General features: G+C 54.0%; 14 protein-coding genes. 11 read left to right on the top strand and 3 right to left on the bottom strand.

What is annotated here, in order from left to right:
* Position 1: 1 nt before the first annotated feature.
* Positions 2-1,360, top strand: a complete 1,359-nt coding sequence (gene radA / locus EUZ85_RS28240; protein WP_127973451.1) for a DNA repair protein RadA — start codon at positions 2-4, stop codon at positions 1,358-1,360.
* Positions 1,361-1,371: 11 nt separating this feature from the next.
* On the opposite strand, the gene EUZ85_RS28235 is transcribed toward radA, so the two are convergent.
* A complete protein-coding gene (locus EUZ85_RS28235; RefSeq protein ID WP_127973450.1) occupies positions 1,372-1,749 on the bottom strand; it encodes a PilZ domain-containing protein in 378 nt (125 codons plus the stop codon).
* A gap of 105 nt (positions 1,750-1,854) precedes the next feature.
* On the bottom strand, positions 1,855-3,516 hold the full coding sequence (gene ettA / locus EUZ85_RS28230) for an energy-dependent translational throttle protein EttA (protein ID WP_127973449.1): 1,662 nt from the start codon (positions 3,514-3,516) through the stop codon (positions 1,855-1,857).
* 387 nt (positions 3,517-3,903) lie between these two features.
* Between ettA and glyA the strand changes: the two genes are divergently transcribed.
* The 9 genes from glyA to EUZ85_RS28185 are packed head-to-tail and all read left to right on the top strand — an operon-like array spanning position 3,904 to position 11,199.
* Positions 3,904-5,160, top strand: a complete 1,257-nt coding sequence (gene glyA / locus EUZ85_RS28225) for a serine hydroxymethyltransferase (protein ID WP_127973448.1) — start codon at positions 3,904-3,906, stop codon at positions 5,158-5,160.
* 57 nt (positions 5,161-5,217) lie between these two features.
* Positions 5,218-5,727, top strand: coding sequence for a transcriptional regulator NrdR (gene nrdR / locus EUZ85_RS28220; protein WP_127973447.1), 510 nt, complete (start codon positions 5,218-5,220; stop codon positions 5,725-5,727).
* Positions 5,727-6,845, top strand: coding sequence for a bifunctional diaminohydroxyphosphoribosylaminopyrimidine deaminase/5-amino-6-(5-phosphoribosylamino)uracil reductase RibD (gene ribD / locus EUZ85_RS28215; RefSeq protein WP_206617969.1), 1,119 nt, complete (start codon positions 5,727-5,729; stop codon positions 6,843-6,845). Before nrdR ends, ribD begins: the two co-directional genes overlap by 1 nt.
* Position 6,846: 1 nt before the next feature.
* Positions 6,847-7,515, top strand: a complete 669-nt coding sequence (locus EUZ85_RS28210) for a riboflavin synthase (protein WP_127973445.1) — start codon at positions 6,847-6,849, stop codon at positions 7,513-7,515.
* A 49-nt stretch (positions 7,516-7,564) separates the two neighbouring features.
* A complete protein-coding gene (ribBA, locus tag EUZ85_RS28205; protein WP_127973444.1) occupies positions 7,565-8,701 on the top strand; it encodes a bifunctional 3,4-dihydroxy-2-butanone-4-phosphate synthase/GTP cyclohydrolase II in 1,137 nt (378 codons plus the stop codon).
* A gap of 21 nt (positions 8,702-8,722) precedes the next feature.
* Positions 8,723-9,199, top strand: a complete 477-nt coding sequence (gene ribE / locus EUZ85_RS28200; RefSeq protein WP_127973443.1) for a 6,7-dimethyl-8-ribityllumazine synthase — start codon at positions 8,723-8,725, stop codon at positions 9,197-9,199.
* 30 nt (positions 9,200-9,229) lie between these two features.
* Positions 9,230-9,679: a transcription antitermination factor NusB gene (gene nusB, locus EUZ85_RS28195; protein WP_011399662.1), complete on the top strand. Its 450-nt coding sequence runs from the start codon at positions 9,230-9,232 to the stop codon at positions 9,677-9,679.
* A 30-nt stretch (positions 9,680-9,709) separates the two neighbouring features.
* Positions 9,710-10,687: a thiamine-phosphate kinase gene (gene thiL / locus EUZ85_RS28190; protein WP_127973442.1), complete on the top strand. Its 978-nt coding sequence runs from the start codon at positions 9,710-9,712 to the stop codon at positions 10,685-10,687.
* A complete protein-coding gene (locus tag EUZ85_RS28185) occupies positions 10,684-11,199 on the top strand; it encodes a phosphatidylglycerophosphatase A (protein ID WP_127973441.1) in 516 nt (171 codons plus the stop codon). Before thiL ends, EUZ85_RS28185 begins: the two co-directional genes overlap by 4 nt.
* Positions 11,200-11,203: 4 nt before the next feature.
* Here EUZ85_RS28185 and EUZ85_RS28180 read toward each other — a convergent pair whose 3' ends face one another.
* Positions 11,204-11,434 carry a DUF6316 family protein gene (locus EUZ85_RS28180; protein ID WP_127973440.1) on the bottom strand — a complete coding sequence of 77 codons (231 nt, stop codon included), beginning with the start codon at positions 11,432-11,434 and terminating at the stop codon, positions 11,204-11,206.
* Positions 11,435-11,604: 170 nt separating this feature from the next.
* Here EUZ85_RS28180 and EUZ85_RS28175 point away from each other — a divergent pair, with 170 nt between their 5' ends.
* Positions 11,605-12,375 (top strand): DUF2057 domain-containing protein, encoded by a 771-nt coding sequence (locus tag EUZ85_RS28175; RefSeq protein WP_127973439.1) that lies wholly within the window; start codon positions 11,605-11,607, stop codon positions 12,373-12,375.
* The last annotated feature ends 58 nt before the right edge of the window (positions 12,376-12,433 follow it).

The following is a 12,433-nucleotide window of genomic DNA, read 5'->3' as shown; positions in this document are numbered from 1 at the left end:
AATGGCGAAGAAACAGACCAGTTACGTCTGCACGGAATGTGGCGCGGATTACCGCAAATGGATGGGGCAGTGTATTCAATGCGGCGCCTGGAATACGGTCAGTGAGTTCCGTGAAAGCCGGGCGCCTGTCAAAAGCGTCGCCCGTAGCGGTTTTACTGGGCAGCGGGCGCAATTACAGTCTCTGGAAGAGGTCGAACTGGTCGACCTTCCTCGCACTTCTACGCTGAGTCCCGAGTTTGACCGTGTGCTTGGAGGCGGTATTGTTCCCGGGTCGGTCGTGCTGATCGGCGGTCATCCTGGCGCAGGCAAAAGTACGCTGCTGCTACAGACGACCTGTCGACTGGCTGAGCGACACAAAATTCTCTATGTGACTGGGGAAGAATCCATTCAACAAATCGCCATGCGCGCACGACGGCTGCAGCTTAACAGCCACGGTATGCAGGTGATGTCGGAGACGGACGTCGAAAGCATTCTCGATACCGCGCGGGAGCAGCAGCCGAATATTCTCGTGATCGATAGTATTCAGGTCATGCATATGGCGGAATTGCAATCCGCGCCCGGCAGTGTGGCGCAGGTGCGTGAAGCCGCTGCGGCGCTGACCCGTTACGCCAAGCAGTCCGGCGTTGCTTTGTTGATCGTCGGCCACGTCACTAAAGACGGTTCTTTGGCGGGACCCAAAGTGCTGGAACATATGATCGACGCTTCCATCATGCTGGAAGGGAACGAAGACAGCCGTTTTCGAACGTTGCGTGCGATCAAGAATCGGTTTGGGGCAGTGAATGAGCTGGGCGTTTTCGCCATGCTGGAGACGGGACTCAAAGACGTTAAGAACCCCAGCGCTATTTTTCTTAATCGTGAGGGACACACCGCTGCGGGCAGTATTGTGACCGTCGCCTGGGAAGGCACCCGACCATTGTTGGTGGAAATTCAGGCGTTGGTGGACCAAGGCTTCGGCGCCGCCCCCAGACGTTTGGCGATAGGTTCGGACCCTCAGCGTTTGGCTCTGTTATTGGCGGTCTTGCATCGTCACGGAGGCTTGCACGTGGGGGATCAGGATGTCTTCATTAACGTGGTTGGAGGAGTGAAAATCGCCGAAACCAGTGCGGATTTGGCGGTATTGATGGCGATTTCCTCAAGCTTCAAGGATCGAGCGGCGCCGAGCGATTGGGTTGTATTTGGCGAGGTGGGGCTGTCAGGAGAAATCCGGCCGGTCAGCAGTGGGCAGGAGCGTATCGTCGAAGCGGCCAAACATGGCTTCACCAAGGCGATTGTTCCCAAGTCAAACGCACCCAAGAAAGCCCCTGAAGGCATGCAGGTGATTGGCGTTTCCCGTCTCCAGGAGGCCTTGGAACTGCTGTAACGCGAGGGGCGTTACACTGTCTCAATCAGTGCGGCGAGTTCTCTTTCCAACAGATCGGAACTTCCCAAATTCAATTCCACCAGGCGTCTCAGCGTTGAGGCGCTATCCAGATCCATGTGCTCGCAGGAAAACCCCAGATGGCCTTTTTCTGCGTGGCGCAAATGCCCATTGAAACTGATTAAATGCTCCGCTCCCAAGTTGACGCGAAGCTCAAACGGCGCGTTGGCGTCAGCATCACCCCAGTCTGCAGGCTCATGCACCAGTGCGCCGCGAAAAGAGATATCCAGTAACTGACTGATCCAGCTGCGGTTGCTTTGTTGAATAGTCACCTCCGCATCGAATGATATACGCTGAAAGCGGCGGCGATCGGAAGAAGTCGTGGGCGACATAGTTTTTATTCCCTGTAGCGATACCTAAACTATAGTCGCTACATGGGAGAACTTCACGTTGAGAGGGGAGGACGGGGCGTTGGCCCCGTCCGGAGAGAGAGGCTATCAGGCCAGGCGCTTGTATTTCATGCGCTGAGGCACGGCGGCGCTTTCGCCGACGCGTTTCTTGTAGTCTTCGTCGTATTCGGAGAAGTTGCCTTCGAACCAGACCACTTCACTATCGCCTTCGAAGGCCAGGATGTGGGTGGCGATACGGTCAAGGAACCAGCGATCGTGCGAAATGACGATGGCGCAGCCAGGGAAGGCCAGCAAGGCTTCCTCAAGTGCACGTAAGGTTTCAACGTCCAGATCGTTGGTAGGTTCGTCCAGCAGCAATACATTGCCGCCTTGTTTTAGCAGTTTGGCTAGGAATAAGCGGTTACGTTCACCGCCGGAAAGCTCCTTGACCCGCTTTTGCTGTTCGCCGCCGCGAAAATTGAAGCGGGACAGATACGCGCGAGAAGGAGTGCGATAGGAGCCGACTTCAATCATATCCTGACCGTCGCTGACTTCTTCCCATACGGTTTTGCTATCGTCCAGTTCCCGCATCTGCCCAACATAGGAAAGCTGCACAGTGTCGCCAAGGCGAATAGCGCCAGACTCAGGTTGCTCCATGCCCGCGATCAGCTTGAATAACGTGGATTTACCCGCGCCGTTGCCGCCGATGACGCCGACAATGCTGCCCGGTGGCACATTGAAGTTAAGGTTATCGAACAGTAGTTTGTCGCCGAAGCGTTTCTTGACGTCATTGACTTCAATGACGATATCCCCCAGGCGTGGTCCGGGCGGAATGTAAATCTCGTTGGTTTCGTTACGGGACTGGAAGTCTTGGGACGACAGCTCTTCAAAGCGGGCCAGACGCGCTTTACTCTTGGCGTGGCGGCCTTTGGGGTTGCTGCGCACCCAGTCCAGCTCTGACTTGATGGTTTTCTGGCGAGCGGCTTCGCTTCTTTCTTCTTGCTCAAGGCGTTTTTCCTTGGCTTCCAGCCACTGGCTGTAGTTGCCCTCAAAAGGAATGCCGCGACCGCGGTCCAGCTCCAGTATCCAGCCTGCGACATTGTCCAGGAAGTAACGGTCGTGGGTAATCGCTACGACGGTGCCGGGATATTCGTGCAGGAAGCGCTCCAGCCAGGCGACGCTCTCTGCGTCCAAATGGTTGGTAGGTTCGTCCAACAGCAGCATGTCTGGCTTAGACAGCAGCAGCTTGCACAGAGCGACGCGGCGTCGCTCGCCTCCGGACAGAGTGCTTACCTGGGCGTCCCAGGGGGGAAGACGCAACGCGTCGGCGGCGACTTCCAGCGTGCGCTCAAGATTATGGCCGTCTGTAGTCTGCAGCAGCGCTTCCAGCTTGGCCTGCTCTGCGGCCAGGGCGTCAAAGTCGGCGTCAGGCTCCGCATAGGCAGCGTATACCTCATCCAGGCGCGTCATCGCGTTTTTTATTTCTGCTACAGCTTCTTCGACGTTGCCGCGAACATCTTTGCTTTCATCCAGCTGCGGCTCCTGCGGCAGGTAGCCGACATTAATGCCGGGCTGCGGACGGGCTTCGCCGATAATGTCGGTATCCACGCCAGCCATAATGCGCAATAAAGTGGACTTACCTGATCCGTTCAGACCCAGAACGCCGATTTTGGCGCCAGGGAAGAAGCTGAGAGAGATGTCCTTAAGAATCTCTCGCTTCGGGGGGACCACTTTGCCCACCCGATTCATGGTGTACACGTACTGTGCCATGAGATTGAAACCTATATCTTTGATTTGATAGTGAAAACGAAAGCGTTCGCCCGCGTTAAGCCGTTTATGGAAATAATCCTGAGACTCCATCTGTCCTAACGAGTGACGGCTGGAAACTACGCGGGCCTGTCTGGACATTGGCGTAAAGTCCGGCCGCAAGCGTCTGGGCGAATGGAATGGTACTGTGAATGGCCGTTTAAGTTAGCTGAAATCGTTGTCTTTGGCAAACGGGCGGCGGTTTTGCGGGAGCTTTGCCCCGCCTTCTCCGGCGCGCAGTAAAATGGGGTGAAGAGCAGGGGATAATCGATTAAAATAGCGGCTTTTCTCACCGCCGTACGCTGACTTCACGAAACTACGGTACTCACTTCTTAGAGATAGAGGCGACAGATGTTTACGCGTGACATGACCATTGCAAGTTTTGATCCTGATCTTTGGACCGCCATGCAAGGTGAAACCCAGCGTCAGGAAGAGCATATAGAACTGATTGCATCTGAAAACTACACCAGTCCACGCGTTATGGAAGCCCAGGGTTCTGCGCTTACCAACAAGTATGCGGAAGGTTATCCCAACAAGCGCTATTACGGCGGTTGTGAATATGTCGACGTGGTTGAGCAGCTGGCTATCGATCGCGCTAAAGCGCTGTTCGGGGCAGACTACGCCAACGTGCAGCCGCACTCCGGCTCTCAGGCGAACGCAGCGGTATACATGGCCCTGTGCAAACCTGGCGATGTGATCCTAGGTATGAGCCTGGCCCACGGGGGGCACTTGACTCACGGCGCCTCCGTCAGCTTCTCTGGCCGTATCTACAAAGCGGTGCAATATGGATTGAATCCAGAAACCGGTGAGATTGACTACGAAGAAGTCGCTAATCTGGCGCGTGAGAATAAGCCCAAGATGATCGTGGCGGGCTTCTCCGCGTATTCCCGAGTTATCGATTGGGAGCGTTTCCGCGCGATCGCGGACGAAATCGGCGCATATCTGTTTGTCGACATGGCCCACATCGCTGGTTTGGTGGCGGCGGGCGTATATCCCAGCCCGGTGCAGATCGCCGACGTCACTACGACCACGACTCACAAAACCTTAGGCGGTCCCCGTGGCGGTCTGATTCTCGCCAAAGCCAACGAAGAGCTGGAAAAGAAACTGAACTTCGCTGTCTTCCCTGAAAGCCAGGGTGGTCCTTTGATGCATGTTATTGCTGCGAAAGCGGTTTGCTTCAAAGAAGCGATGACTGATGAGTTTAAGCAATATCAGGCGCAAGTAGTTAAAAACGCCCAGGTTATGGCGGAAACGTTTATGCAGCGCGGATTTGACATTGTTTCCGGCGGTACGGACGACCATTTATTCCTGGTCGACCTGATCAAGAAAGATATCACCGGGAAAGATGCTGACGCGGCATTGGGGCGCGCCAACATCACTGTGAATAAAAACGCGGTGCCTAATGATCCTCGCTCACCATTCGTCACCAGCGGCTTACGCATCGGTACGCCTGCTATTACCCGTCGCGGCATGGGCGAAGCAGAAGCTAAAGAACTGACTGGCTGGATCTGCGACGTTCTGGACAATATCGAGAACGAAGAAACTATCCAGCGCGTTAAGCAGCAAGTGCTGGATCTGTGCAAAAAGTTCCCGGTATACAAAGGATAAATAAAGCGCTCCCTGCGGGGAGCATTTGCTTTTCTGGACACAGGATTTTGGTGATATATGCATTGCCCGTTTTGCAGCGCTGCGGACACAAAGGTAATTGATTCGCGCTTGGTCGCCGATGGCAGCCAAGTGCGCCGCCGCCGCGAGTGCGTCTCTTGCTCTGAGCGCTTTACTACCTACGAAGCGGCCGAGCTGGTGATGCCCAGAGTCGTAAAACAAGACGGCACCCGCGAGCCTTTTGACGAAGACAAAATGCGGGCGGGTTTCCTGAAAGCACTGGAAAAGCGTCCGGTGAGCATGGAGGAAATCGAAGCGGCTGTAGACCGTATTAAGTTTCGCCTACGTGTGACCGGGGAGCGAGAACTGAACTCCAGAGTCATTGGGGAAGAGGTTATGGCGGAGCTGCGTGAGCTGGATCAGGTTGCCTTCGTCCGTTTTGCTTCGGTTTATCGCAGGTTCCAGGACTTGGATGAGTTTCGTGCAGAGATAGACAAACTCTCCAGAGATGCCGCAACCCCCTTGATGTCGGATAAAGCATCTAATAAAGACGACGTCACTTCCAAGTAATGGCTATTTCCACGCAAGATTATGCATTCATGGCGCGCGCGCTGCGATTGGCGGAGCGTGGCTTATATACCACAGACCCCAATCCCAGAGTGGGCTGTGTCTTGGTGAAAAATGGCGAGATTGTCGGTGAAGGTTGGCATGAACGCGCAGGCGAAGGGCACGCAGAGGTTAATGCGCTGCGAGCAGCGGGCGACTCTGCGATAGGCGCAGACTGTTATGTGACGCTGGAGCCATGCAGTCACCACGGGCGTACGCCGCCTTGCGCCGAAGCGCTGGTTAAGGCTGGCGTGCGACGGGTCGTTGCGGCCATGGAAGATCCTAATCCAAGCGTTGCCGGCAGAGGACTGGCGCTACTGCGAAATGCAGGAATTGAAGCCCATGCCGGATGTATGGCGGCGGAAGCGGATGAGCTTAATATTGGTTTCTTCCAGCGTATGCGCGTAGGCCGTCCCTGGGTGCGGGTAAAAGTCGCAAGTAGCCTGGATGGAAAGTCGGCGTTGCTTAATGGCGTCAGTAAATGGATTACTGGCGCCGCGGCGAGAGAAGATGTGCAAAAACTGCGCGCGCGAAGTTCTGCGATCATTACGGGGATCGGCACAGTGATTGCGGATGATCCTTCGCTGAATGTCCGCAGTCGGGAGCTGGAACGGATCTGTAATGGTAAGTTGAGGCAACCTTTGCGCGTGGTATTGGACTCCCAATTGCGATTTCCAGCCGATAGCAAGATGCTCAAATTGCCAGGAAAAATATTGCTGGTTACATGCACTGACGCGCCTGAAAGTTGGCTCGCGCAACGGCAGAATAGCGAGGCTTGCTTTGAGGTGTTGAAGCTTGCTGGCGAGAGTGGGCAGATTGATCTTACTGCTTTGCTTTCTGCTTTGGCCGGCAGAGAGTGTAATGAAGTGCTGGTTGAAGCGGGCGCCAATTTGGCGGGCGCTTTTGTCGCACAAGGGCTTGCGGATGAGATCTGGACTTATATTGCTCCCAAATTAATGGGAGAGGGGCGTTCAGCATTCGCTTTGCCGTGTTTCGATCAAATGGATCAGGTTATTTCTTTGAAGTTAAACGAAATCCGTCAGGTCGGCGACGATGTGCGCATGATCTGGAGGAAGGGGTGACATGTTTACCGGGCTGGTAGAAGAAGTGGGCGCAGTGAACGTCATCCGCCAACAGAGCGGGGATTGGGTGCTGGATATCGGCGCTACTGGAAGTTTCATGGAGGACGTTCGTCTGGGCGATAGCATTGCGGTAAACGGAGTGTGCCTGACGGTGACGTCAATGAGCGGAAAAGGCTTCCGCGCAGATGTGTCGCGTGAAACGTCTGCGCATACATCTATTGCTGCATGGCGCGCAGGCGTAAAGGTGAATCTGGAAAAAGCCATGCAGCTGAGCGCGCGCCTGGGTGGTCATCTGGTGTCAGGGCATGTGGATGGCGTTGGTGAACTGACCTCAAAGCAGGAAGATGCGCGCTCTCTGCGTTTGGTGATTCGAGCGCCGGAAGAGTTGCTGCGCTATATCGCCGCCAAGGGCTCGATTACTGTCGATGGCGTCAGCCTGACAGTTAATGATATCTCCGGGGCTGAGATGCGTCTGAACATTGTGCCCCACACTGCGCATGCGACAACGCTAGGTGGGCTGAAGGTCGGAAGCGTGGTGCACTTGGAAGTGGACCTCCTTGCCCGCTATACCGAACGATTACTGTTTTGCGCTTCCGCTGAAAAGAGCGACGCGAAGACGTCTACAATAAGTAAAGAATTTCTGGCGCAACACGGCTTTTATAAATCATAAAAGCTGCATGCGCCGAAGGCAGATGTGAGTACGATATTTGAGGCTGAGTATGCAGCTTAACAGCGTAGAAGAACTGATTCAGGACATCCGTCAAGGCAAAATGGTTATTTTGATGGATGACGAGGATCGCGAGAACGAAGGCGATCTTATCATGGCTGCGGAGATGGTGCGTCCGGAAGACATTAACTTCATGGCGAAGCACGCCCGGGGTTTGATTTGTCTCCCCATGACCCGGGAGCGCTGCCAATATCTTGGCTTGAATCCCATGGTGAACGCCAATAATGCGCAATTCGCGACTGCGTTCACTGTTTCCATCGAGGCGGCGGAGGGCGTTACTACCGGTATTTCCGCTGCAGATCGCGCACATACTATTCGCGTCGCGGTAGGGCGCAATACCAAACCGACGGATTTGGTGCAGCCAGGCCATATCTTTCCCCTCACCGCCCAGCCTGGTGGCGTGCTGAGTCGTGCGGGTCATACTGAAGCGGGCTGTGATTTGGCGCGCTTGGCTGGATGCGAACCTGCAGCGGTGATCGTCGAGATCATGAATGAGGACGGCACTATGGCGCGTCGCCCAGAGCTGGAGGCGTTCGCTCGCGAGCACGGCCTTAAAATCGGCACTATCGCCGACCTGATACATTATCGCGCCACAACAGAGCAGACCATTGAGCGTCTGGAGGAAAATGAGTTGCCGACAGAGTACGGTAACTTCAAGTTAGTGACGTACAAAGACACGATTCAGGAAAATATCCATTTAGCGCTGGTGATGGGCGAGCCAAGTCCTGATAAACCTGTGCTGGTTCGAGTTCACTTCGCCGACGTATTGAAAGATCTGTTTGGCGCCATACGCCCGGGCTCTGAGAGCTGGCCCATTGGTAAAGCGCTGGCGAAAGTGGCTGAAGAAGGCGAGGGTGTGGTGATTCTGCTGGATAGCGAAAGTGGCGAGCAGGATATCAGCGAAAGAGTCCATGATTTCTTTAAGCCCAAGAAAAAGCGGTCGGGCAATGTTTCTCCGGTTTCCGGAGCGTATCTGACTATTGGTACGGGGTCCCAGATATTGAGGGATCTCGGCGTTGGTAAAATGCGCGTCATGAGCGCGCCGATGAAGTTTAGCGCGTTGTCCGGTTTTGATCTCGAAGTTGTGGAATATGTTCCCTTTTGTGGTGAAGCCGAGTCAGCGAATTAGAGTTAAGTTTGGAGAGAAGATATGACGGTCAAAGTGGTAGAAGGCGATTTCTTGCAAGGGGCGTCCGCGAAGTACGCCATTGTCGTAGGGAGATTTAACAGCTTTGTAGTGGAGAGCTTGCTGGAAGGCGCACTGGACGCTTTGCGTCGTCATGGCGTTGCGGAAAGTCAAATCACTGTCTATAGAGCGCCTGGCGCCTTTGAAATTCCTTTGTTGGCTCAACAAGTTGCCGCGCGCACTAAACCAGATGCGGTGATTGCTTTGGGTGCGGTGATTCGTGGTGGTACGCCTCATTTTGAATATGTCGCAGGCGAGTGCGCCAAAGGGTTGGGGCAGGTTTCCTTGCAGGCAGGTATACCTGTTGCATTCGGTGTACTGACTGTGGACAGCATTGAACAAGCTATTGAGCGGTCAGGCACTAAGGCTGGCAACAAAGGGGCGGAAGCCGCACTGTCAGCGTTGGAAATGGTCGGACTATTACAGCAGGTAGGTGAATAAGTGAGCGAACAGCCGTCTTCAGGGCGCCCTATGTCCAAGGCGATGGAAAAGCGCCGCGCCGCCCGTAAACTGGCGCTGCAGGCGCTTTACCAATGGCGCGTCGCCGGCGCCTCCATATCTCAGATCGAAGCGGAATTCGCCGTGGATAACGATCTGCAACAAGTGGACAGGGATTTGTTCAAGGCGGTTTTATATGGCGTGCCTTCCAGTGTGAGCGAACTTGATGCGCTATTGCAGCCATTTGTTGACCGTAAACTGACGGATGTGGACCCGGTGGAATTGAGCTTGATCCGTATGGGGGCTTTCGAGTTGCGCTCGCGTATCGAAGTGCCTTATCGCGTGGTGATAAATGAAGCCGTTGAGTTGGCAAAGCAATTTGGCGGAACGGATGGGCATAAGTTCGTCAACAGCGTCTTGGATAAGCTGGCCCCGCAATTGCGTCAGGCGGAAGTGGCCGCAGCCAAAAGCAAGAAAAAGTAAATTGAGCGGATACGTCAGGTAGAGCGGCTAATGGGTGAGTTCGAACTAATATCGCGCTACTTTCATGCGCCTTTCGCGAACTTCCCAGGTGTTGAGCGGCGGATTGAGACCGGAATCGGGGATGATTGCGCAGTTTTAGCACCTCTGAGTGGGCGTCTCGTGATTTCTACCGATACCTGTGTATCTGGCGTCCACTTTCCGGTGGATGCGTCTGCGGAAATGGTCGCCGCGCGCAGCCTTGGTTCTAGCGTTAGCGACTTGGCGGCGATGGGAGCCGAGCCTGTTGGGTTCACTCTGGCGTTAACTCTGCCAAGTATCAATGAGGACTGGCTGCAGGCGTTTGGCTCTCGGTTGTTTGAGTCCGCCTTGGCGTGGAATATTCCCCTCATTGGTGGAGATACGACGAAAGGCCCTCTTACTGTCACAGTGACGGTGTTTGGGCGTGTTCAAGATCATTGTTTATATCGTCACGGAGCTTCGGCTGGAGAGGATGTCTGGGTTTCTGGGGCTCTCGGTGACGCCGCCGCCGCTTTGACTTTATTAGAGCGGCCTTATGCCTCGCTAACGGCTCTGGAGCGCCAGCTTTACCAACGCTATGAAAGTCCGCAGCCTCGTATAAAGTTGGGAAGTAAGTTACAGGGGATAGCGACCGCGGCCATTGATATTTCCGACGGGTTGGCGGCGGACTTGGCGCATATCTGTTCCGCCTCAAATTGTGGCGCCCTTATAGAAGAAGAAGCTATACCTCTGTCCTCCGCTTTATTGGCGACTTATTCCAAAGATGATGCGTTGAGCTTCGCCCTTCAGGGCGGGGATGATTACGAACTCTGCTTTACCGCGCCACAATCTGCGCGCGAACTTATTCAATCATTATCCGTTAATGTGGCGTTGAGCCGTATCGGAAGCTTGCGAAGGGAATCGGGGGTCGCATTGCGAGGGCATGGAGAAGAAGTAAAGCTGGCTCCAAGGGGCGGATACGACCATTTTAAAGAGAAATCTGTAACGTGACTTTGACTACACGCGCTGAATCTTCCTTTACACCGCCTGTTATGGCGACGCTGAAATCTCCGACGCACCTACTTGCCGCTGGCCTGGGCTCGGGACTGGCGCCTTGGGCGCCGGGGACTTTTGGCTCCGCGTTGGCCGTGCTCATTTACATGGCCTCTTTGGCGCACTTGGGACCATGGCTGCAATTGTCGGTTATCTTTGTGTCAGCGGTGTTGGGCGTTTATCTGTGTGGTAGAACCGCTAGCGACTGGGGGGTGCACGACCACAAGGCCATTGTGTGGGACGAGTTTGTCGGGCAATGGATAGCATTGTTCCTGTTACCCTGGAATAGTGTGTTTATCCTGCTGGCTTTTGTTTATTTCCGGCTATTTGATATCTGGAAGCCGTGGCCTATTCGGTGGTGTGATCGCCATATTCATGGGGGTAAAGGAATCATGCTTGACGACCTTCTGGCTGGCGTCATGGCGTTGGCGGCGACGCAACTGACGGTCTACTGCGCCGCGTTGTTTTAGCGCCTCAATAGATTCTATGCGCTCGCATCACTCTGGCGGCTTGGCTTTCACCAGGTAGAAGCTGGGCGACTTTCAGAAAGCGGCGCAATCCCTCTTCTGCGCGTTCTTTAGCGGCGTAAGGTCCGCTATCAAAGCCTTCCCGTGTAGAAAAATACCACTTGTCGCCGACAGCGAAAAAGCGGTCGCTGCGAAACGGCGTCAAGCCGTCTTCACCTCTTCTGTTGGTCGTATCCATATTAAAGTCCCTCTTCTGCATAGATATAGTGTTGTTATCGTTTGATTAAAAAGTGGCACAACTTATTAAATTAGGCAAATGGGTTAGCCTATGCGTTATTTTGTTAGCTTAATAAGTGGCGCTACGAGGTTGCATAAGCCCTTCCGCCGTATGACAATTGAACCCGTTTTATGAAAGCTCCTAAAGCTTCTTACGAAATAAAAGTTAAAGAGGATGATATGAAGGTTATTTGGTCCTGGCTCCGGTCGTCGCTTGTAGTGGCGTTAGCAATCGCCATCAGTGCGTGTGGAACGACGCGAGCGATTAAAACCTATGATGGTCAAACCCTGGGCGATGGCCAAGTGGCTAAAGTCATGGCGCCAGCTGAAATAGAGCTGCTTGAAATTGATGGCGTTTCACAAAAGAACTTTCTATTGGAAAACATTGATTTAACCTACGATATTTTACCTGGTCAGCGGACGCTTGTTTATCGCTACGCGAGCATCTGGGCTAAACCAAGACAAAGCGATGACGGGAATGCCGAGCATGTTGATACGGTGGCTACGGATCGTCTTCAAGTTACGGTGGATATGAAGCCCGGGCAAGTTTACACGTTCAGTTATGACAAGCCTGATAATAAGCGTGAAGCGGCAGTCTTTGTGCGTAATCCAAAAATCGCTTTAGTTGATAGCGCGAATAGAACCATTGCTGTTGGGGGCGCATATCAACCAGTTGTTGTAGCTGCTACCCAGCCTTCAGCTACTCAACCGTCTGCTACAGCTACTGCGGCTACTGTTAGTCCTTCTGTTGCAGCTGTTCAGCCTGGGCAAAGTGCTGTGCAGAATAATGTTTCGGCACTGCCGTCAGACGCCGGTATCTCCCGTATAGAGGCATTGAAAGTGCTTTGGGAGAAGGCGTCGGCTGAGGAGAAAAAACAATTCCTTCACTGGGCCTTTAAGTAGTGTTTTCTTCCCCGAAGGCTTGCTCTACAAGCCTTCGGGGGTGACAAACTATCCTGGC

This window comes from Hahella sp. KA22, from assembly GCF_004135205.1.
In the GTDB taxonomy this organism is placed as follows: domain Bacteria; phylum Pseudomonadota; class Gammaproteobacteria; order Pseudomonadales; family Oleiphilaceae; genus Hahella.
Note: the sequence above shows the minus strand (reverse complement) of the source record. Positions and strands in the feature narration are given on the sequence as shown.